Here is a 21,242-nt window from a genome sequence, read left to right as displayed (position 1 = left end):
AATTTAGAAAACAGAACAGCGCATTGTTTGGCTTTCACCAGAATCTTCACTTAGTTTCACGCGATAACCAGAAAGCTGACCATCTGAATATTGAGCTTCACCAAACTCTAATGTTTCAATAGATCCATTCGGGTGAACATATATCATAGTGTTCTTTTCTACCTGTAAAACATTTATTAAGTTACTTGCAGAGCGCACATAACGAGGTTTTTCAGATTGCAAATCGACCAAGTTAAACGTACCGCGCCCCACAGTTGTGCATGAAACACGATCAGCATTACGCAAATCTAAATCTGCGGAAGCCTGAGCTAAAGAAACTGACACTGTAGCTACTATAAATAAAATGAGCCTTTTCATAACCATTCTCCTTGTTAGAACAAAAAAATTTTTGCGACATTCGTGCCACACAAAAGTACATTTAGTTCTAGAGAACGGAATAAAACTGACTAAAGCATTTTCAGGTGCCAAAGAGTGTTCCTTCTGTTTTCATCGGAAAACAAATTTTAAAACACATTTACTCTTTAAGCACCGGCAAAACTTAGCGACTCAATCAGAACATCAGGACAAACTCTGCCGCTCGCGCCGTTATTTAATTTATCACTTAAGCCTACGATCTTTTTTAAAGCGTCTAAGATATTTCCAGAAACAACGAACTGATCAACGGCTCCAACGAGTTTACCATTTTCATAAAGTAAACCTTCGGCAGGCATTGAGAATTCGCCCGTTGTTTCGTTATAACCAGCGTGTAAACCGCCAGTGAATTCAGTAACCACAACAGTTTTTGGATATTTTGCCACTAACTGATCAAATGATTCTTTTCCTGCTGGCACTAATAAATTACTGCAGCCAATCGACATAGTTCCCGCTGGAGAACGTGCCGCATGTGAGGTGTGCGGAAGATTCATTTTCTCAGCGTATTCTAAGTTTGTGATAAAAGTTTTAAATTCACCGTTTTCAATTAACGTTGTTTTTTTCGAAGGAGCCCCCTCTGAATCAAACGGACGATATCCCGGTAAATTTTCATCTAATGGATTATCGACTAAAGTAAACATCGGGCTTGCGATTTTTTCACCGATCTTACCTTTTAAAAGTGATTTTCCCTCAAACACTTGTTTTGCCGAAAAATAACCTTCAAACATATTGATCATCGTTGTAAATTCATCACTTGTAATAATTGTTGCGTAATTACCCGTTTTTAAAGTTTGCGGGTTTAATTTTTCTTTCGCCTTCTTTACTGCGGCAGAAGTAATTTCTGAAACCTTAATATCTTTAAAGTTTCTAGTCGATACCGCTTCACCACCCATTTTTGAAGACTCACCGTCTTTAGCTAATGGATATGCGTAAGCTGAATAACCTTGGTATTTGTACTGACAATCAACACCCGCTGAATTTAATACGCGCACAGCACCTTGGCTTTCGCTAAATCCAGCCCAAGGGACAGATTGAATTTTATCTTGGTTTAAGCAGTTTGATTCTAACTCGGCGGCCACTTTCTTTTTTTCATCAATAGAAACAGTTGTAAATTTTGGCTCTGTAATTTGCATCGCCTCTGGTTTTATTAATGATAAAGCTTTATTGCCCGCTGCTGACTGCGCATTGGCTTGAGCATTATTAAACGCTTCATTAAATGCGTTTAACAACGAAGCTTCAGATAAGTTTTCTGTGTACGCGTAACCTTGTGAAGGGCCAACTAATACACGCAGACCTGCGATCTGACTTTGAATCGATTCAAACTTATCTAATTTTTTTTGTTTGTAACCAAGCTTTAAAGTTTCAGACTCTGTGTAAAGTAATTCGACCTGAGCTTTTTTCTCAGTCGCTAATTTAGAAATTTTTAAAAAATTTTCTTTAATTTGATCCATACTATTTTGCTTTCCCGCCAACCATTAATGATGACACTAGAACTTCTGGTTGTCCCACACCGGCTGGAATACTGCCGCTCACTGAACCGCACATCCCTGTGGCCATTTTTAAATCACTCGCTACTTTTGTAATTTTACCTAAAGTGTCAATACCACGACCGATAAGGCATGCGCCTTTAACTGGCTCTTCGATGCGGCCATTTCTGATGATATAAGCTTCACGCACTTGAAAGTTGTAATCACCAGTGCTTGTGTTCACTGAACCACCACCCATACGTTTTGCAAATAAACCGTAATCAACATCTTTAATCATATCTTCGAATTTATCTTTGCCTGGAGCGATAAACGTATTACGCATGCGAGAGGCCGGAGCAAATTTGTAAGATTGTTTGCGGCCGCTGCCAGTGGCTTCAAAACCCGTTTTCATTGCGCCCACTTGATCGACTAAGAAAGATTTCACAACACCGTTTTCAATAAGTGTTGTTTTCTTTGTTGGCATTCCTTCATCGTCAAAACTTAAAGAACCCCATTCGTTAGCAATCGTTCCATCATCAATCGCTGTTAAACAATCGTTACCGATTTTTTGACCCATCTTATCCGCAAAAACTGAATCACCCGTTTGCACCGATGTTGTTTCTAAACCATGACCGCACGCTTCGTGAAGAATAACGCCACCAAAAGCATTCGCTAACACCACTGGCATTTCACCTGCTGGAGCAAATCCTGATTTCGTTAAAATTAACGCACGATCAACAGTGTCTTTAGTCATCGCTTTGATATCATAGCGGTCAAAAATTTCAGAAGTCCCCATATGACCATGGTTTTCTGCAGAACTTTCTTTAGTCCCGTTAGTTTCAACAAAAGTTTCAACATTAAAACGCGAATAAGCGCGCTCATCATAAACTGAAACACCACGAGAATTAACGATTTGTACTTTTTGGAATTTTTCATTTAACGCTGCCTCCACTTGTGTGACATGTGTACTTAAGCTTCTAGCATGTTGATCGGCAGAATTTAGCCAAGCCATTTTTTTGTCACGGTTAATTTCCCACGGTTTATCACCGAAGGTATGAATTGAATCAAATTGATTAGGATTATTTAAATGAATGGGTTTAATGATTTTTGAAGCACCGCCTGTTTGGCTTTGCGCTGCAATCAAGGCCGCTTTAACTAAACCTTTTTCTGAAAGATCACTTGTTGTGACATACACAACTTCTGTTCCGAACACGACACGGATACCAGCCCCATAAAGTTGGCCGACGATGGCTTTATCAGGGCGAGAATTTAAAACGGATAAATTTGAAGAGTAAGTGTCTTCAACAAAGATATCGGCAAAGTCAGCTCCTGTTGAAAGGGCTGCATCTAACGCTTTTTGTAAAATGTGTGTTTGAATAATCATGCGACAAAATCCTTAATCTTTAGACCTTCTTGCGGAAACTCAATCCAGTCTTCATCGGCTGGAAAGCCTTTTGGTCTTTTCTCTGTTAAATTTCTGTACTTTAAGAAAGCTGTCAAGCCACACATAAACGCTTCAAACGCATGATTGTTTTCAACCATGTTTTTAGCATCCTGGTGGTAGATGAAAGCTATATTGTTCTCATTTAAAGCCTGAATAAACTGGGCCCGCGATTCATCGCCGCCAAAAGCCGCACGGTGATCGCTGATTTGCGACTTCATCATATTTAACGCTTTACCCATACGCCATAACGTTAATTTAGGAAAAGCTTCGATACACTCAACCGGAAGTCTGCGCTGAATAAAAGCCGCGCGTGCTAATAATGGTGCCGTGTTGGCCCCCATGGCGTGATGAATGTGAAAGACTTCTTCAAGCTCAGTGGCAAAATACATTTCAACCGCACGCTGCGTGTACGGCGTAAATAATTTTTTCGGGCGTTTTTTCTTTAAACGATCTTCTTGGTGGCGCCACATCCATTCGATATGGGGCTGATGGCAGTTTTCATAACCCGGGCATTTTAACTGGCAGGTTATGCAGTTTGGTAGCTTCCAAGGTGTATCAAAAGCCACATATTTTAAAGTGTCGGCGTTTTGTAAAACTAATTCGTGAATTTTTAAATCGCCCGAAATCGTTTCGTCAGATTTAATTTTTTCAAACAAGCGCGATAAAAATATTTTTTTGTTTTCTGGATAATATTCTAAAACAGCAACGCACGCTTTATCAGATTTGCCTCCGGCTAAAGAGACACCGATAAAACGAATAACTTTTGTCGATGTAGGATCAGTTACAGTTGATCTTGCAGCGGGCTTACTGGCCTTGCGTTGAGACACTGGAACTTTTCGTTTTCGCATGCGCTGATCACTTTCTGACGATGCTCAGGACTCACCCAGACCAGGACACATCCACCACCGCCGGCTCCACATATTTTAACAGCCTGCGCTCCGTTTGATAAGCCGATTTGGTGCAGCCTTTCGATTTCAGGACTGGTAAATGCAGGAGTCAGCTGAATACGTGCGTCATATTCTTCGCGAAATAAACCAGGAAGCTTCTCCCATGATTTTGATTGAATAGCTTCCCACATATGATCTGCGATAATTTTAATTTTATTTAAAGCTGCCATCACTTTTGTGTCTTGCACAATAGCTGATTTTAAAACTTCAAAATTGTTTAAACCACTATGATGACTGCGGCCCGTGTAAACCAATAAAAAGTTATCATAAAGCGGCGACCCTTTTGGATCAGTCACATTTTGTGTAATACCGAAAGTGTCATAGTTTAAATAATTTAAACCGCCGGTAATTGCCGGGTAATAATCTTGCGTACCAGTTGGGGTATTTAAAATTTCAGCTTCTAGGTTATGAGCCCAATGAACCATTTCGTGCGGCGAAGAAAACTTAACTCCCGTAAGTTGTGAAAAAGCTTTCATCATCGAAATAATTAAACTGCTGCTTCCGCCAAGACCGCCACCAATCGGGCTTTCAGACTGCGTGGTGATCGAAAAACCTTTTTCGACAATGCCTGGGGCTTTTTGATGAAATTTAGAAATTACACTTTGGTAAAGGTGTAATTTAGGATCAAGTGTGCGAATAAATTGCGAATAATTTTCGAAATTCCATTTTTGCTTTAGATCTAACGAATGAACTTCAATCGACTGATCTGTATGACCTTCTAGATTTACTTTTGTCCAAATATCGATGGCTAAATTCACCGTGCGCGCTGAATTTACAAAATTGTATAAAGGCCAAAGATCTAAAGTACCACCGGCAAGATCTACACGTGTTGGAGATTTAATCGTAATCATTTTTTACTCGCTTTTTCCGGTGCTGATTCTACAGCCGCTACCTGATCTTTTAAAATTTTCTCTAAAGGAAGTTGGTCGATATAAGATTTATTTAAACCGAAAATACTGTCGCTCGCCTGTGTGCGGGCTAAGTAATAATCTTTTTCTAAGCCGTCTTGTTTTTTATGTTGTAATGGGCCCCAATTTAACTGGAACAACAATTGGTCTTCAGAAGTTTTAAGAATAACCATGTCTTTACCACCGAATTCTTTACCTTCGTTTTCCGGCAAGAAGTAAGTGATTTCTAAATCATGAACTTGGTTTACAAGGTCATCAACTAAACTATTAGCCACTTTGATTTTTTCAGCCAAAGCTTCGCTTTCAGGGCGCCATTTTGAGTCTTCTTTGATCAACTGTAAACTTTTGTTACCGCTTTTCACAAACACGCGGTTTACTAGCTTAATATCAAAAGTCATCATCGTTTTGCGGTCACGAAGCGCATCTAGATTTAAGTTTCCGAACAGTTCCCACTGCGATAGATCAAGTTTGACTAAGTAAGTAGGTTTTTCAGTTAAGGCGTATAAGGCTTTATCTTTTTCACTTAAGTTAACAGCCACAGCCCAACGGTTGTTATCTGTTTCAAATATCACTTCGACGTAGTCTTTAGCTAAACCTTTTTCTTTACGTTCCAGATCTGAGGGGTCACCTTCGCTGATATATTCTTGAATTGTGTTTTCAGCAATAGCTTTAATCATAGAGCGAATTTTACTTTGATCTAAAGCGTAGTGTTCAAATACCGGTGAATACCAGCCCTTCTCACCACTCACTAAACTGAAATTGTCACTTAGTGATTTAATAGTTACTTTTCTGATCGCTGAAACTTGGCCACGGTAAAGACTTTTTTCACGAAAGTAAGTTAATTTTTCTGTTGTGAAATTAAACCAAGAAGGATTCACCACTAAAATTTTTTCGTGATTATCAATACGCGCGTAATGATTACCTTCAAAGTTTTTTGTCGCACTTAAAAAAACTTTTTGCGATTGGCCTAAGTTATTTTTAATAATCATGAAAGCTTCAGGTGTATCTAAACCAAATTCACCCCAGTTAATACCTGGCCCTTCTTTAGCGACCGCTAACTGTTTCTCGTTAGTTAACTGGTTTAACACTTCTTCTAAGCGTTGACTATCAGCCACATCAGTGATGGGCTCTTCGATATTCCAGCCTTTATCCGTTTTTTGAAAAACGTATTTCGTATTTTTATTTTGTAATTCAAGATAGTTAATCTGATCTTTTTGCAAATAAACGATATGTGATTCGGCGTCTTTCTTTTTTGCTGCCTCAACGATGGTGTAATAATAAACTCCACCTGAAAAAGCGACCGCTAATAAGGCTAAAATAATGGTTTTGTAAAACTTCATGTGCTGCTAATCCCTATGCGTGACGACGTTTAAGCCATAATACAATGGCAATACCTAAAAATAAGAACGGTAACGGAAAGAAAATTCCCATAACCACGAATTTATAAAACTGAGTGAATTCTGGAGGCGACATCGACATTTGTGTGATTGAAACCTCTTTCGGAGCGATTGAAATTAAATCACTATCACCTAACAAGTACGACATCGCATTTAAAGCAATATCACGATTTACATTTTGAAAGATCACACCGTTTGACAAGAAATCAGTATCTGCCGCAACGACCGCTTTAAACGGCTTTTCAGCTTTTTCTAATTTACCCGAAACTTCAGCCATTAAATTAAATGAACGCGGTTTACCTTCATAATTTTCGCTATCCATATTTAGAAGGGCCACTGAAGCTTCTGGTGTGCGCACTAACATTTCATTTTTAATATCAGGGCTTACCGGAACACTCACTAAAGAGTTCGGCGCCACAAAAATAGCTTTTTGGTTTGTTGTAAATACTTTAGTGATTGGACTTGTCGGTGAATAATCAACGGCCACTGTTGGTTCTTGAGAGTTCACCACTTGGCCCATCGGAGAATTAATCACGTTAAACACATAATGTGGTTCAAGCTTAAGACCAAAAGTATTTAACAAACCAGAAAGACCCGCGGTATTTTTATCGTCAAAAGTTAAGAGAAGCGATCCGCCGGCACTTAAATATTTTATAATAGCGTCGATTTCAAATTTTTGTAACGTGCTTTGCGGCCCTAAGATCACCAAAGCGTTGGCTTCAGCAGGAATTGATGTGGCTTTAATTAAATTAATCTTTTTAACAGTGTACGAATTTTTTTCTAACATCTGCACAAAAGCATTCACCCCGCGCTGATTTTTTTCGTCTTCGATATTGCGCTCTTCATCCCCTTCAACGATATACACAATTTTCTTTTCTTTACGTGTTACTTTAATAATCGCGTTGGTAATTTCTTGCTCATTGAATTTTTGCCCTTGGCTTCCTAAAAACTGTGATTCAACACGGTTTTTTTGGCCTTTGTAAGAAATAAACACTTCACCGATCGGGCGATTAGCACCAAACTCTGTTGTGGTCTTGGGATTGCCGTTCATTTCAACGTAATCGACTTTAACTTTACTAGAAGCTTCAGCATACATACGCGCTACTTGCGCAAAAGCCTTACGGTTGGCTTCAACGTTTTCAGCCCCTTCTTTATAAAAGAACTTCATTTCGATATCGCTATCTAACTGATTTAAAATCTGCACAGATAACGGCGATAAGGTATGAAGACCGATATTTGTAAAATCGTAAGACTTGTTTTCTTTAGCGGCTAAAATATTTAAACCTACTAAAAAAACTAACGCGATTAGAACTAACGCCCCTAAATTTAAACCATGCTTTGTGGTTTTCATTGTCGCAAGCTCTAGTAATAAATGGCGATCCATGTAGATCCAACCGAAGAAAGCTAAAACCGCAGGGCCCAGAATAAACCACATAAATGGCATCCACGCTTGAATCGCGAAATATAAGCCGCCAAAAGATAAAAATAAAATGCAGGCAATACCTAAAAGTAAACGACCCTTTTTGCTCATATTACGATCTCCAACGAGCTGATTCGATCACTCGCTCTGTCAAAAAGCAGAATAAGAAAATAACGCTGGCAAAGAACACCACGCCATTTAAACGAAGCACACCTTCAACCAAACTCTGTAAATGTTGGTTTAAAGAAATCTGGTCAAATACGGCTTTCATTGCTGTGCTTTCAACTAACTCTGAAAAGCCACCTAAAATCCAAACCGAAATGTTAAACACGATTCCGACGAAGAAAGCGATAGTTGTATTTTCAGTTAAGCTTGAAGCAAACATACTTAAAGCTGAATACACCGCACCGACTAAGAAAATGCCTGTTAACGCCATAAATGCTGGAGCCCACTGAAAATCAAACATTCTGTGGGCCACCATGATGTAAACAAAAGCTAAAGCTGATAAACCTAACACCACAGTCAATAATGATAAATATTTACCAACAACGATTTGCACTGAAGTGATGGGTGAAGTTAATAACAAATCAAAAGTGCGGTTTTTCTTTTCTTCAGAAATTAAACGCATTGCTAAGGCTGGCACCATAAACATTAAAATTAAATTTAATAACGATAAATGCGGTAAGAATACCACATAGTGAATGTTCTGTTGCTGCGTGCTTCCTAAGCTTAAGCTCATCATGGCATTAGAGATTTGGTTTGCGAAATTTAGAATTGAAATCGAAAATGTCACACCTAATAACGAAGCCGTTAAAAAAGCGATCAGATAAAACAGTGGCGAAAAAAACAAAGCTTTAAATTCTTTTTTAAAAAGAGTCAGAATCTGTTTCATACGTGCTCCTTGTTTTCTCCATATGTTAACTTCAAGAACACATCTTCTAGATTTTCTTTAGCCGGAGTTAATTCACGAAGCCCGGCACCAGATTTAATAATGTGGCTAGCGACGTTGTCTAAAATATCTTCGTCTTTGACTTGAATTTTAAAACTAGTTGCACCCGTCACTTCGACAGTTTCAACACCGGTTAAGTTGCGAAGATCTGTGGCGATCGTCATTTCTTTTTTGGTTTTCACATACACTGTGACTAAGCCTTGATTTAATTTTTCAATATTATCAATGCTATCTTCAGCAACGATGCGGCCCTGGTGAATAATAATCACACGGTTACATGTGGCTTGCACTTCAGGTAAAATATGCGTTGATAAAATAATTGTATGTTGGCCTTTAAGTTCTTTAATCAGATCGCGCACTTCAGCCACTTGTTTTGGATCAAGACCCACTGTTGGCTCGTCCAGAACTAAGACTTCAGGATCAGAGACTAAAGCTTGCGCAATACCAACACGTTGGCGAAAACCTTTAGATAAGTTTTTAATTAAACGGTTTTTAACATCTGTCAGCTGAGTTTTCTGCAAAGCTTTTTCGACAAACGCTTTTTTCTTTGCACTATCAACAAGTTTTAAATCAGCGACGAAATTTAAATAATCGCCCACATTCATATCTAAATAAACCGGCGGAGCTTCTGGCAAATAACCAATACGCTTTTTAACTTCAAAAGGATTTTCAAAAACATCAAAACCACAAACTTTGGCCATACCTGATGTCGGCGCCATAAATCCTGTGATGATTTTCATGGTCGTTGATTTTCCAGCACCGTTGGGACCTAAAAGACCGACAACGTCACCGGCAGAAATTTTAAAATTGATATCTTGAATGGCTTTACGTTCTCCGTAGTTCTTACAGAGATTATTAACTTCTATCACGACGCACTCCATGTGTCCTGTTACAGAAGTTAATTAAAACAATATTTTATACGGTAATCAACATTTCTCGAGGGTGATGATACGTCACGCGCCCCAGCTTATCACCCTTGATCGGACGCACATGTCGACACTCAACAATGACCACTGAAAGCTTAACGCCATCCATGTTTTTCTTATTTTTGATTGATTCTTTCACTAACCACTGGCTGGCTTGCACTAAAACCTGATCCGAAATGCTTTTATCCTTCTGTTTTTGCAAAATCGCATAAGCGCTTGGGTAATCTTTTAAGTGAACCCAAAGATCCCAAGCCTTGGCTTGGCGCAGAAGTTTAAGGTTTTCCACAGCGTTTTTACCCATCAATACATTTACGGGATGTTCGCCATCAATCGTCAGTTTTCTGAAGTTTCCTTCAGGTGATTTACGTTGACCTTGTTTGGCTTGTTTTGCTGCTAATTCAGACAAATGCCGCTGAAAACGCTCTTCCGAAACATCTTTAGCTAAGACGATTTCTTGCAGAAGCTGTGCTTTACGGGCATCAGCGCCTTGAAGTTTATGGACGACTTGTTTGGCTTTTTCAAAAGATCTTTCGATATTGAACGAAGGCTTTTGGCTAAAATCGACAAACGTTGTCCATTCAAGCGGAAGATCTTTAAAACCATGCGTTTTTAAATGATTGCCGATATCAGCCCAAGGAACTTTACGCAGTTCATTTTTTTGTTCATCGATTTGCTGAAGGGCTTTTTCTTTTTTCTGCAAATCTTTATTTCGCTGCTGCACCCACTTGTCGAATGGTGATCCGCCTGCGGCAGAATTTGGTGAATGAGTTGGAGTACCGACACCCGCACCAGATGCTTCTTTTGGTTTTGTTTTCGCACGACGATCGAACCACTGTTTAAATAAAAACGGAATCGAACGATTTTCAGATTCAAAATTCTCGTCAGGAGTTGCGACAACAAGATCACGCGGTTTCTCCCAAGAAACCGTTTTGTCGTCGGCCGAGACGATAATATTGGGCTGTTTCGGAATCATACGCAGTTGCAGGACTAACTTTTTGTCGGGAAGACTAAAATCAAACTCGGCCACCCGACCAAAGTTTTCAAGAAAATGAATATCTTTAAGATGTGTATTTTTAAAATGTGAATTTAAAAATAAGGCCACAGGTTTAGTTTTTTTAATTTTGAGCCACGGATTCTGGTGAAAAAGCCCGACGAAAGGAAATTGTGTGTCCATATCGAACACCAACCACACGGCTTTGGGCTCATGTACGAAGCGGTAAAACCCAAGTACCACGCCGTCTTCCGTCGAGATGATCTCTTGCAACTGACTTCCGATCAGTTCGTCGTGCAGATACTGGATAATTGTCTGAAACTCAGAAAAACTAGGCGATTTCACAGTTTAGTTTTAGCGCAGGATTCCGAAAAAATCTATATATGAAAAAAATGATCCTGCAAATTATTGAAGAAGAGATTAAAGCCACTCACAACCTTTCTGAGACAGCGGACCAATTCGTAGAACGAGTGACGCAACTTTTCGTCGAAGAATTTCAGCATCTGAAAATGTACGCCCCGTTAGGGCTTGACGTTGAAGTTATTGAAGAGGTTCAGCAAGAGGTTTTAGACCTGTACCGCATCAAAACTTACGGCCACTACAGCTTACAAAGCTATCGCCTTTCGATGCTCCAAAAAAGTGACACGACAAATGAATCTATAGGCTAGACCTATATCCAGAATCCCCGGCTAGTCCGGTATCGGTTTACATCTACATTATGTTAAGATTTGAAGGTTAGATATATATGTCTAGCCTTCATTAGTTTTTTGCCAAAAAAAAGGATGTTTTATGCAAAAAATCGCTCTGCTATTAGTTCTGCTCAGCTTCACCACTATGACTGCTGAAGCACAGTTACTTAAACTCGGCCAAAAGCTTCCCCTTGTCGGTAAATATCTCGACAAAAAAGATGAAGCGATGCTGGCAGAAAACAGTAAAGATCTTATCGCTAAAATGAAAAATGGCGCCGCAGAAGATTACTACATGGATATGGATTACGGTTTTAGTCGCCCGGAAAACCAAGATCAAATTCATAAAGCGTTACAACCCTACATTCCTGGCATTACCAAAGCTGATGCAGTCAAAGCCTTCGTTAAAGGCCGCAACAACTGGATTGCCTGGACTGGTGGTAACGATAAATTCTGGGATTACTTAAGTGATTATACTTTTGGTAATTTGGATTTATTAAAATTAGTTTCGAATGATCCAAACCAACCTTACTCACGCTCTAACCGCTGGGAAGAAATCGGTTTAGTGAACGAACCTTGTTACGTTAAAAATTCCGAACCACTTCCTGAGCGTTGGGGTTTAAGACTTGATAAACGTGTTACATCTGCAGCCTGCCCTCCAGAACCATTTTCAGATGCTAAAAAATATCCTGGTGCAAAACTTGGAGCCCGCGGCACAACACTAACTTGGAAAGGCCAACAAAAAACTTTAGAAGTTGGTTCTTTCTACGGCTACCCTACTGGAATTATCGGTCTTCGTTTATTTACAAATCCTAAGTTCGATCAAAAAGCAGCGAACCGTTGGGATGCAAACCGCTACTACAACGACCCTTCTTATTATAACGACCCAACTTTAGTTAAACCTTACCGCGTGGGTATGAGCTGTGCTTTCTGTCACGTTGGACCAAATCCTGTTTTACCGCCTGCTGATTTTAACAATCCAAAATGGGCGAATTTAAGTTCAAACGTGGGCGCTCAGTACTACTGGTTTGACCGCGTATTTAACTTTAACTACAAAAAAAGCGTAGATAACTTTATTTACCAATTAGCTCACACAGCCCGCCCTGGTGCTTTAGATACTTCTCTGGTGTCTTCTGATCAAATTAACAATCCTCGTACAATGAATGCCGTTTATGAATTAGGCGCACGTATGCACGCCGCTGCCAAATTCGGTAACTGGGAAAACTTAAAAGATGGCGAAACGCTAAATAACCAATTTTCGATGATGCCAGGCATGCCGAAAAATTCTCCGTTATTAGCATTTACAAAAAATAATAATGCCACTGTACTTTCTCCGCGCGTTTTAAAAGATGGCGCTGATTCAGTGGGTGTATTAGGTGCTTTAAACCGCGTTTACGTTAACATCGGTTTATTCTCTGAACACTGGTTAGAAAACTTCGTACCAGTTATCGGTGGATCAAACATTACACCGTTCCAAATTAAAAAAGCTGCGGCTAATTCTGGTTACTGGCAAGCCAACGTCAACCAAACACCAGATCTAGCAATGTTCTTAATGGTCGCTTCTAAAAAAGACGCTTTAGCAGCTGCTCCAGATGGCGCTAAGTACTTAAAAGATATCGAAAGCGAACAAATTAAGTTAGGTAAAAAATTATTCGCGAATAACTGTGCCGCTTGTCACTCAAGCAAACTTCCAGAAAAAGTTTACGGTATTTTCAATCGTCCAGAGTGCGTAGGCGCTGGTTACATGAAATGCTGGAATCAATACACTGAGTACACAAAAACTCAAGAGTACCACACACAAATCGAAGCCATCGTTAACCAAAAAGATTTCTTAGATAATAACTTCTTATCAACTGATATCCGTGTTCCGATGACAGCCATTGACACGAATCTTTGCAGCTCAATTGCAACAAACGCGATCAAAGATAATATCTGGGATAACTTCGCTTCTAGCTCATACAAAGCCTTACCTTCTGTTGGCACATTCCGCGTGAATTACGCAACGACAATGAGATCAGGCAACAATATGGGTGCTCTTTTAGAAGCTGAAGAGATGGAAGTTCCAGCTGGCGGCCGTGGTTATTTACGTCCACCGTCACTAGTGAGCTTATGGTCAACAGCCCCATTCTTTCAAAACAACTCATTAGGTAAATTTGATTATCGTGGAACTGTTGAAGGCCGTATGGCTTCTTTCGAAGATTCTATGAAACGTTTATTAAATCCAGATTTACGTGGCGAATCTCTTCGCCCAGGTGAAGCGAAAGTGACTTACACTTCTATCTATGGCGATAAAATTCCGGGCTTAGTTGATGTAATTACCAATGACAGTTACATCAAAATTCCTATCAAGTTCGTACCGTTCTTACTTAAAACTGCGGTATTTAAAACGATCTTAGCTAACGGCGGATCATTTGAAGAACAAGATGGCGAATTCGTAGTAACTTACACGAAAGAAGCTTTAGAAAAACCAGTTATTGCGGCTAACGAAATCTTTAAAAAAGATAACGATAAACGTAAAGTCGCCCAATACGATGCTCCGATTGATAATGCGATCGCTAGCGAGCAAAACGTGGGTAAGGTTTTAAAAATCGGGCCTCTTCCTGCAGGTGTTCCGATCAACTTACTTTCAAACATCGACTTAACTTACGCTGGTGTTAAATTAGACGTGTTGTTTGCGCCAAAAACAGTATTACAAGCGCAATACGAATTAATCGATGCGATCACTTCTTTAACGCGTGCAACTTTTGAAATTAAATTCAAAGGTTTAAAAGGCGAAGTAGCTCGTGATCGCTTCATGGAATTAGCGGCTAAAGATTTAGTTCAAGCCAGCAAATGTCCTGATATGACAGTAAACCGCGGTCACTACTTCGGTACGAAATACTCTCGTAACAAAGTGGGCTTCACACAGGCTGAACAAGAAGCGTTGATCGAATACTTAAAACACTTCTAGGTCTTAAAAATTTAAAGTGAAATATGAAAGCCTCGGTAGAAGTACCGGGGCTTTTTTTTATTCTTGAAGCTTACGAATAATCGAGAAATACATCGGGCCGTAACCTTCTGAACGGTCCGGTAGAATCTGATAACCAAACTCGGTCTTTTCTAAAAATGGATACTTAGCCGCATCCGGAAATCCTAAAAATTCAACAGAGCGTTTTTTATTTAATTTCTTAACGACGTCATCATTTTCTAGCGGCGAAATCGAACACGTCGAATAAACGATTTGTCCACCTACCCGACAAGCTAGATACGCTGACGATAATAACGAATACTGGCGCACAGCTAAGTTTTCGCTGCGACGTTTTGTCCATTCAGAGAACTCTTGTGGGTTTTCTAATAAATGTCTTTCACCAGAGCACGGTACATCCGCTAAGACGCGGTCAAAGACATCAGCTTTATGCATGCCGTAGTAGTTGCCGTCTTTACCCTGCACGAACACATTCTGGCGCATTTCATACGGTAGGTATTCGCGAATAACACGCGTTAAACGTTCACGGCGGGCATTTGAATATTCGTTTGAAACTAACTGGCCTGTGCCATTTAGTTTTTCAGCCAAGATTAAACTTTTACCACCCGGAGCTGCGCAAACATCTAAAACTAAATCTTCGGGCTGCACATCAAGCGCTGTAGCGACAAGAACGCTGGCTGGGTCCATTTTGTAGAACACTTGAATGTCATGGCTATCACGTAAGTTGTGCACGTTGATATCTGGATTTACTTGATAGCTATTGGGAAACTGCGATGCCGAAAAATCTTTCGCCTCATAATCTGCAAAAATATTTTTACGTAACACTTGCGTTTCAGAATTTTCTAAAGCTTGAAAAAGTTTTGGCCAGCGCTCGCCATAAACAGAAGAAAAATAAGTCTCAAACTTTTCGTTAGGTTGTCTCATAGCTTATAATCCGTTGGGAAAATCACAGGTAAATTCACAGCCTTCGCCCACATCAGAGCGCACTGATATCTGGCCCCCGTGCATTTTAGTATGATGTTTAACAAGTGCTAAACCTAAACCTGAACCACCTTGATTGCGGTTACGGCCTTTATCAACACGGTAGAAACGTTCAAAAATGCGTGATTGGTGCTCTTTACCAATACCAGGGCCACGGTCTTTCACTACGAGCTGAGTCGTCGTGCCTAGGCTATTCCATCTGACATCAATCACTTCAGAATCTTTTTCTGTACCTGAATAACGAATAGCATTCACGATCAGATTTCTTAGAACTTGAGTTAAACTTGAATAATCAGCAAACACATGTTCTTCGTTAAAATAACAAATCACCTTTTTATTATTCATTGAAATAATCGGCTCAAGTTCACCTAAAATATCTGCCGTCACTTCTTTAGTGTTTAACTTCACTTTTTCAATTTTATTTAAATTATCTAAACGAGAAAGATTTAATAAATCGTTTAATAACAAAGTCATGTTGTGCGCGCTTTCAACGATAGGACGCGAAAGCTCAGTGTGCGGTGAATTTTCTTTTTGCAAATTAGCATTTAATAAATCTGCATAACCACGAATGACTGTCAGCGGTGTACGTAACTCGTGAGAAGCATTCGCTACGAAATCCACACGGATTTTTTCAGTCTTTTGGATTTCAGACATATCGTAGAAAACCCCTAAAGCCCACGTTTTGTGATCTTCAACCGACGGAAGAAGACTTGCAAAAAGTTGAAACTCACCAATGTTTTTACGTTCGGCCTGTTCGCCGCTAAATACTTTTTTAAATGATTCTAAAATTTCAGGTTCACGAATCACATCTTGCAAGTAATAGCTGTTTGTTCCTACAGATGGAGCCCATTTGAACTGCTGCATGAAAGCTGTGTTAAAAGAAATAATTCTTAAGTGGCGATCCACAGTGACAACGGCTTCAGTTAGACCAGAGAAGATCGTTTCAAAAACCGCACGCTCATCAAAGGCATTCTTTTTTAAACGTAAATATTTGCGGCGTAAGGTGTAAGACGCACGTTCAAGGTCGGCAAAGAAATGACCATCGTCATCTTCGTACGCATCGTCTGGGCGATCCAGCTTAAGCTCATCGGCGCGCATAAGCTGCACCATTTTTTTAGTTTGTGTTCTGATTTTACGGCTAAAAACCGCGTAGGAAACAACCCACGCTAAGATAAGCCCAAGAATGAAAAAAACCAGGTACATTAGAGTCATATTGAATAATTGACTCTATACCCGACTCCTCTGATTGTTTCAATGTGTTCAGCCCATTCTAAAAGTTTTTTACGAAGGGCAAATACGTGCGTATCGATGGTTCTGCCAGTTACGCTTACATCCTCGCCTTGGATCAAATCTATTAGCTGATCGCGCGTTAAAACGCGTCCCTGAGATTTTAATAAGAATCCTAAAAGCTTAAACTCTGATGGCGTAAGGTGGATTGGATTTTGTTTAAGTGTAACTTCTACACGACCATAATCGTATTTTAGACCATCTAACTCAACCACTTCAGTCGAACCTAGAACCTGCTGTGCCTGTGGTTCAGCCTGCTTACGGCGAAGTAAGTTTTTAACTCTGGCCGCTAACACGCGTGGATCAAAAGGTTTTGAAACGTAGTCATCAGCTCCCGCTTCAAGACCACGTACGATTGAGTCAGGATCAGCCTTAGCTGTGATCATCAGAATTAACTGATCGCGATTTTTATTCTTCACAGCTGTAACTAAATCAATGCCCTGAAGACCTGGTAACATCCAGTCAGCTAAAATAAGATCGTAAGATTTATTTTGCAGAAGAAAAATGGCCTGTTCAGCCGAGAATGTTTTTTCAATCTGAGCATCGAATTCACGAAGAGTTAAAGCAATAAGTTCTGCAATAGCCGGTTCGTCTTCAATAATTAAAATCTGTGCTTTTTCTTTAATTGGTCCCATGACGGATATCTTTTCCTGTAAAGGCAAAGATCACATCTTCAGCAATGTTCGTTGAGTGATCGCCTAACCGCTCTAGATTACGCGCCACCTGGATAATGTCGAGACAAGTTTCTGTTAGGCTTGCATCAGCTTTAATCATTTTGATGTTCGACGCAGTTACGTCATTCTTTAGAGTATCTACTTCATCGTCCATTTTAAGGATTTTTTCGGCAGAAACAGCGTCCATACGCACGAAGCTGTCCAACGAACCTTTAACCATGGCGCGTGTTACCGTCGCCATTCTTTCGATTTCGGTAACCGGAATATTTTGCGGCGGACGCTTGATAATATCTTTTCCAAGGTAGGCAATATTCACACATTGATCGCCCATACGCTCAAGATCGGTGTTGATTTTGATCACTGATAAAATCAAACGTAAATCTTTAGCCACCGGGCCTTGTTTCGCTAAGATATTTAAGCACAGATTATCAATCTTGATTTGAAGTTCATTCACGTGCTTTTCAATTTCATGAACAGAAGCTAACAACGAAAGATCTTTTTTCATAAAACCGTCTATGGCCGTGGCTAAAGCTTTTTCTACAAAGCCTCCCATTTCCAGGATGGTTTTCTTTAAATCTTCAAGTTGGCTATCTATTGTTCTTTCCATAGAGAGTATTAGACCACAAGTCTTACACAACTTGCAATCTGTGAGCGCCCCATTTAGGATATTTTTTAAAGGAAAACTTAACATATGCGAGTCAGTTCGATCGACGTAGGTTCAAACGCTATACGCCTTGTTATCATGGAAATTCATGAAAATGGCCAATGGGAGCAAATAAAGAAGTTTAGAGCTCCGCTGCGCTTAGGAACTGATGTGTTCGAGCATAAAAGCTTGCAACCGGAAACTGTGGCTGAGCTGGTCGAAGTGTTCAAAAAGATTGCTAAGTTAAATAAGAAAAACAAAGTGCAAAAGACCATCGCCCTTGCCACCAGCGCTATGCGCGATGCTAAAAACAAAAAAGCGGTTGTTAGCCTAATCAAAAAAACCAGCAAAATTAAGCTAGATATTATCTCGGGCCAAGAAGAAGCCCGCTTAATTCGTAATGCTATTTTAAAATCGAAATCGAATCACTTTCATAACGCCCTCTTGATTGATATTGGTGGCGGCAGTGCCGAATTAACAGGTCTTTATCAAGAAAAGATTTTATTTTCGAAAAGTTACCCGTTAGGCGTTGTACGTTTATTATCCATTAAAAACAAAAATAAAAACGTTCGCGAATACTGTGAAAGCCATCTTAAAAAAATTAAAAATGGCCGCCACCATTTTGATGTGGCCGTAGGCACCGGTGGAAATTTCGATGCGATCGCGCGATTAAAACTTGCTATTCTTAAAAAAGCGCCGCAAACACATTTAGAAAAATCTGAATTGTTAAAAATCCAAGAGCATTGGAAAAAGTTAAGCGTTGAACAAAAGTTAGCGTTAGGACTTCGCCCTGACCGCATCGATGTATTAGATCTTGCGATGGATTTAATTTTAATGATTATCAATCGTTTTGAAATTACTAAGATAAAAATCCCAATGACCGGCCTAAAAGAAGGCAGCATTCATGATTTGTTAGCTTAAGCTATTCTTCGTCTTTAACTAGATCGTCTTCAGTTAACGTGATTTTTTGTAGGGCCTTCGTCATCATTTCTGCTTGTACGCCGGCTATAGCTTTGTGATCGGTCACTTGTTTTTTGTGATAACTACCGTCAGATTTCATCTGCCAACTTTGTGCTTGGTCATTCCAATACGACTGTAGAATATCCCACAGTTTTTCTTTGGCTGTGCGGTCGTAAATCGGTGTAATCGCTTCTACACGGGCGTGAAGGTTACGATACATCCAATCGGCTGAACCGATATAGAAATCGCCGTCTAGTGGGTTTTCTTTACCGTTTCTAAAATAGAAAATGCGTGAGTGTTCTAAAAATCTGCCAATCGTTGATTGCACTTCGACTTTATCACTCATTTTTTTAACACCCGGTTTTAAACAACAGAAACCGCGCACGATTAATTGTACGCTGGCACCGGCTTGTGAAGCTTCATATAGAGCTAACGAAATATCATTTTCTTCCATATTGTTAAACTTCGCCATAATATGCGCCGGGCGTTTATTTTTCGCGTGATCGGCTTCACGTAAAATAAGTTCTTTAAACTTATTAAACATGTTAATCGGCGCTAATAATAAATGTTGGTAATCGGTTTTCATCGACTTACCCGTTAAATAATTAAACAACTCGATCAATTCAGTCGTAATGCGTTCATCAGAAGTTAACACACCAACGTCGGTGTAAAATCTTGACGTTGATTCATTGTAATTGCCAGTACCGATATGCGCATAGGTCTTAACTGATTTTTCTTCTTTACGAACAACTAGCGAAGTTTTCGCATGTGTTTTAAGGCCTACCACTCCGTACACCACGTGAACACCGGCTGATTCAAGCTCTTGCGCCCAGATGATATTTCTATGTTCATCAAAACGGGCCTTAAGCTCGATAAGCACAACAACTTGCTTACCAGCTTCAGCGGCCTCAATCAGGGAGCGAATAAACGCACTGTTATCACCTGTGCGGTACAACGTCATTTTAATCGCTAGCACATGCGGATCACGAGCTGCTTCAGAAATAAAACGCTCAACTGTTGCCGAGAAAGATTCAAACGGATGGTGAATTAAAATATCGTGTTTTTTAATCTGATCAAAAATTGAAATTTGCTCTGATAAAACCGCAGGTACAACCGGAGACCATGGCGTGTACTTGTCACCGGTCCAAGTTAACTGACTCACTAATTGCGGAAGATCGACTAAATCAAATTCAGCCGGCATATCGTAGATGTCTTCTTCTTTTAACTCTAGTTCACGAATCAAAAATGTTTTAAGCCATGGATCGGTACAATCAGAAAATTCAACACGCACTAGTTCGGCGAATCTACGCTGACGGAGTTCTTCTTCGATCATTGATAATAAATCTTCAGTATCTTCATCTTCGCGATCAGAGTCAGCATTACGTGTGACCTTAAAAACAACTGTGCCCTTCACCTTCATCTGTGGAAAAAGCTCAGCAATATGCGCTTTCACGACTTCGATGGCGTGAATGTAACGACCTGTTTCGCCGATTTGAATCCACTGATCCACAAGTTTAGGAATTTTTACGCGAGCAAAAATTTTATCATCATCCACAGCACTTGTCTGTGTTAGCGATACACCTAATGAAACCGAAAGATTTGAAATAAACGGAAACGGATGCCCAGGGTCTACTGACAGCGGTGTTAAAATAGGAAAAATTTGTTTTAAAAAATAATCTTTTAAAAACTTACGATCCGCTGGTTTTAAATTTTTATAAGTAACAATATCGCAGCCTTTGTGCGAAAGCTCTAAACGAAATTGGTCCATCTGCATTTGCTGCTGATGAAGCATTGTCGTGAGTAACTTAGCAATCATCTGCAATTGCTTTTTCGGCGTCTGCCCGTCAGAAGATTTCGGGGTTAAACCGTAAGCGATTTGACGTTTTAAACCACCGACGCGTTTCATAAAAAATTCGTCTAAGTTTGACGAAGAAATCGACAAGAATTTTAAACGTTCTAAAAGAGGATTTTTTTTATCTTGCGCTTCATGCAGCACGCGCAAATTAAACTGCAACCAGCCTAATTCGCGGTTATTAAACAGCTCAGCCGAGCTCTTGGGGTGCTCGGTACTTCTGACTTTTCTTTTCTTTCTGACTTTTTTCTGCGCTGGACTCATGAGTGTCTCAGTTTAAGACCGAAGAATGTTAGGTTCAAGTCAAGATACTGTCTTTAGACTGTTCCACGACT

The 21,242-nt window shown here is 39.8% G+C and carries 18 protein-coding genes; 3 read left to right on the top strand and 15 right to left on the bottom strand.

The window, feature by feature from the left end; translation table 11 throughout:
- Positions 1-3: 3 nt before the first annotated feature.
- From ACKWCF_RS04000 to ACKWCF_RS03955, 10 genes are all read right to left on the bottom strand, one after another.
- Positions 4-357: a hypothetical protein gene (locus ACKWCF_RS04000; protein ID WP_409479408.1), complete on the bottom strand. Its 354-nt coding sequence runs from the start codon at positions 355-357 to the stop codon at positions 4-6.
- Positions 358-521: 164 nt separating this feature from the next.
- Positions 522-1,862, bottom strand: coding sequence for a TldD/PmbA family protein (locus ACKWCF_RS03995; protein ID WP_409479407.1), 1,341 nt, complete (start codon positions 1,860-1,862; stop codon positions 522-524).
- Position 1,863: 1 nt separating this feature from the next.
- Positions 1,864-3,261, bottom strand: coding sequence for a TldD/PmbA family protein (locus tag ACKWCF_RS03990; RefSeq protein WP_409479406.1), 1,398 nt, complete (start codon positions 3,259-3,261; stop codon positions 1,864-1,866).
- Positions 3,258-4,148 (bottom strand): DUF429 domain-containing protein, encoded by an 891-nt coding sequence (locus tag ACKWCF_RS03985; protein WP_409479405.1) that lies wholly within the window; start codon positions 4,146-4,148, stop codon positions 3,258-3,260. Before ACKWCF_RS03985 ends, ACKWCF_RS03990 begins: the two co-directional genes overlap by 4 nt.
- Positions 4,103-5,119, bottom strand: a complete 1,017-nt coding sequence (locus tag ACKWCF_RS03980) for a galactokinase (protein ID WP_409479404.1) — start codon at positions 5,117-5,119, stop codon at positions 4,103-4,105. Before ACKWCF_RS03980 ends, ACKWCF_RS03985 begins: the two co-directional genes overlap by 46 nt.
- A complete protein-coding gene (locus ACKWCF_RS03975; RefSeq protein ID WP_409479403.1) occupies positions 5,116-6,516 on the bottom strand; it encodes a DUF4340 domain-containing protein in 1,401 nt (466 codons plus the stop codon). The genes ACKWCF_RS03980 and ACKWCF_RS03975 overlap by 4 nt, the downstream gene beginning before the upstream one ends.
- A gap of 13 nt (positions 6,517-6,529) precedes the next feature.
- Entirely contained in the window at positions 6,530-8,104 is a 1,575-nt protein-coding gene (locus ACKWCF_RS03970; protein ID WP_409479402.1) for a GldG family protein, read from the bottom strand.
- Between the two features lies 1 nt (position 8,105).
- Positions 8,106-8,885 carry an ABC transporter permease gene (locus ACKWCF_RS03965; RefSeq protein ID WP_409479401.1) on the bottom strand — a complete coding sequence of 260 codons (780 nt, stop codon included), beginning with the start codon at positions 8,883-8,885 and terminating at the stop codon, positions 8,106-8,108.
- Positions 8,882-9,811, bottom strand: a complete 930-nt coding sequence (locus tag ACKWCF_RS03960; RefSeq protein ID WP_409479400.1) for an ABC transporter ATP-binding protein — start codon at positions 9,809-9,811, stop codon at positions 8,882-8,884. The genes ACKWCF_RS03965 and ACKWCF_RS03960 overlap by 4 nt, the downstream gene beginning before the upstream one ends.
- Before the next feature lie 46 nt (positions 9,812-9,857).
- Entirely contained in the window at positions 9,858-11,204 is a 1,347-nt protein-coding gene (locus ACKWCF_RS03955; protein WP_409479399.1) for an NFACT RNA binding domain-containing protein, read from the bottom strand.
- Positions 11,205-11,242: 38 nt separating this feature from the next.
- Between ACKWCF_RS03955 and ACKWCF_RS03950 the strand changes: the two genes are divergently transcribed.
- Both ACKWCF_RS03950 and ACKWCF_RS03945 read left to right on the top strand, forming a co-directional pair.
- A complete protein-coding gene (locus ACKWCF_RS03950) occupies positions 11,243-11,527 on the top strand; it encodes a hypothetical protein (RefSeq protein ID WP_409479398.1) in 285 nt (94 codons plus the stop codon).
- A 121-nt stretch (positions 11,528-11,648) separates the two neighbouring features.
- On the top strand, positions 11,649-14,495 hold the full coding sequence (locus ACKWCF_RS03945) for a hypothetical protein (protein WP_409479397.1): 2,847 nt from the start codon (positions 11,649-11,651) through the stop codon (positions 14,493-14,495).
- A gap of 57 nt (positions 14,496-14,552) precedes the next feature.
- On the opposite strand, the gene ACKWCF_RS03940 is transcribed toward ACKWCF_RS03945, so the two are convergent.
- The 4 genes from ACKWCF_RS03940 to phoU are packed head-to-tail and all read right to left on the bottom strand — an operon-like array spanning position 14,553 to position 18,059.
- The gene (locus tag ACKWCF_RS03940; RefSeq protein ID WP_409479396.1) at positions 14,553-15,434 is read right to left on the bottom strand and encodes an RsmB/NOP family class I SAM-dependent RNA methyltransferase; all 882 of its coding nucleotides are present in this window, start codon (positions 15,432-15,434) and stop codon (positions 14,553-14,555) included.
- Between the two features lie 3 nt (positions 15,435-15,437).
- Positions 15,438-16,694: a sensor histidine kinase gene (locus tag ACKWCF_RS03935; protein ID WP_409479395.1), complete on the bottom strand. Its 1,257-nt coding sequence runs from the start codon at positions 16,692-16,694 to the stop codon at positions 15,438-15,440.
- A gap of 5 nt (positions 16,695-16,699) precedes the next feature.
- Positions 16,700-17,413, bottom strand: coding sequence for a response regulator (locus ACKWCF_RS03930; RefSeq protein WP_409479394.1), 714 nt, complete (start codon positions 17,411-17,413; stop codon positions 16,700-16,702).
- Positions 17,400-18,059 carry a phosphate signaling complex protein PhoU gene (phoU, locus tag ACKWCF_RS03925; protein WP_409479393.1) on the bottom strand — a complete coding sequence of 220 codons (660 nt, stop codon included), beginning with the start codon at positions 18,057-18,059 and terminating at the stop codon, positions 17,400-17,402. The genes ACKWCF_RS03930 and phoU overlap by 14 nt, the downstream gene beginning before the upstream one ends.
- Positions 18,060-18,143: 84 nt before the next feature.
- Here phoU and ACKWCF_RS03920 point away from each other — a divergent pair, with 84 nt between their 5' ends.
- A complete protein-coding gene (locus tag ACKWCF_RS03920) occupies positions 18,144-19,016 on the top strand; it encodes a hypothetical protein (protein ID WP_409479392.1) in 873 nt (290 codons plus the stop codon).
- Position 19,017: 1 nt separating this feature from the next.
- On the opposite strand, the gene ppk1 is transcribed toward ACKWCF_RS03920, so the two are convergent.
- Positions 19,018-21,171, bottom strand: coding sequence for a polyphosphate kinase 1 (ppk1, locus tag ACKWCF_RS03915; protein WP_409479391.1), 2,154 nt, complete (start codon positions 21,169-21,171; stop codon positions 19,018-19,020).
- Positions 21,172-21,242: the final 71 nt, after the last annotated feature.

This window comes from Pseudobdellovibrio sp. HCB154 (assembly GCF_046267985.1).
Lineage (GTDB): Bacteria > Bdellovibrionota > Bdellovibrionia > Bdellovibrionales > Bdellovibrionaceae > Pseudobdellovibrio.
The sequence above is the reverse complement of the archived record's forward strand: the minus strand, read 5'-3'. Positions and strand labels throughout refer to the sequence as shown.

Coding starts and splice junctions, on each gene's coding strand:
- ACKWCF_RS03995 (WP_409479407.1), bottom strand. CDS start 1,862: ATGGATCAAATTAAAGAAAATTTTTTAAAAATTTCTAAATTAGCGACT.
- ACKWCF_RS03975 (WP_409479403.1), bottom strand. CDS start 6,516: ATGAAGTTTTACAAAACCATTATTTTAGCCTTATTAGCGGTCGCTTTT.
- ACKWCF_RS03970 (WP_409479402.1), bottom strand. CDS start 8,104: ATGAGCAAAAAGGGTCGTTTACTTTTAGGTATTGCCTGCATTTTATTT.
- ACKWCF_RS03945 (WP_409479397.1), top strand. CDS start 11,649: ATGCAAAAAATCGCTCTGCTATTAGTTCTGCTCAGCTTCACCACTATG.
- ACKWCF_RS03920 (WP_409479392.1), top strand. CDS start 18,144: ATGCGAGTCAGTTCGATCGACGTAGGTTCAAACGCTATACGCCTTGTT.
- ACKWCF_RS04000 (WP_409479408.1), bottom strand. CDS start 357: ATGAAAAGGCTCATTTTATTTATAGTAGCTACAGTGTCAGTTTCTTTA.
- ACKWCF_RS03950 (WP_409479398.1), top strand. CDS start 11,243: ATGAAAAAAATGATCCTGCAAATTATTGAAGAAGAGATTAAAGCCACT.
- ACKWCF_RS03930 (WP_409479394.1), bottom strand. CDS start 17,413: ATGGGACCAATTAAAGAAAAAGCACAGATTTTAATTATTGAAGACGAA.
- ACKWCF_RS03980 (WP_409479404.1), bottom strand. CDS start 5,119: ATGATTACGATTAAATCTCCAACACGTGTAGATCTTGCCGGTGGTACT.
- ACKWCF_RS03965 (WP_409479401.1), bottom strand. CDS start 8,885: ATGAAACAGATTCTGACTCTTTTTAAAAAAGAATTTAAAGCTTTGTTT.
- ACKWCF_RS03940 (WP_409479396.1), bottom strand. CDS start 15,434: ATGAGACAACCTAACGAAAAGTTTGAGACTTATTTTTCTTCTGTTTAT.
- ppk1 (WP_409479391.1), bottom strand. CDS start 21,171: ATGAGTCCAGCGCAGAAAAAAGTCAGAAAGAAAAGAAAAGTCAGAAGT.
- ACKWCF_RS03935 (WP_409479395.1), bottom strand. CDS start 16,694: ATGTACCTGGTTTTTTTCATTCTTGGGCTTATCTTAGCGTGGGTTGTT.
- ACKWCF_RS03990 (WP_409479406.1), bottom strand. CDS start 3,261: ATGATTATTCAAACACACATTTTACAAAAAGCGTTAGATGCAGCCCTT.
- phoU (WP_409479393.1), bottom strand. CDS start 18,059: ATGGAAAGAACAATAGATAGCCAACTTGAAGATTTAAAGAAAACCATC.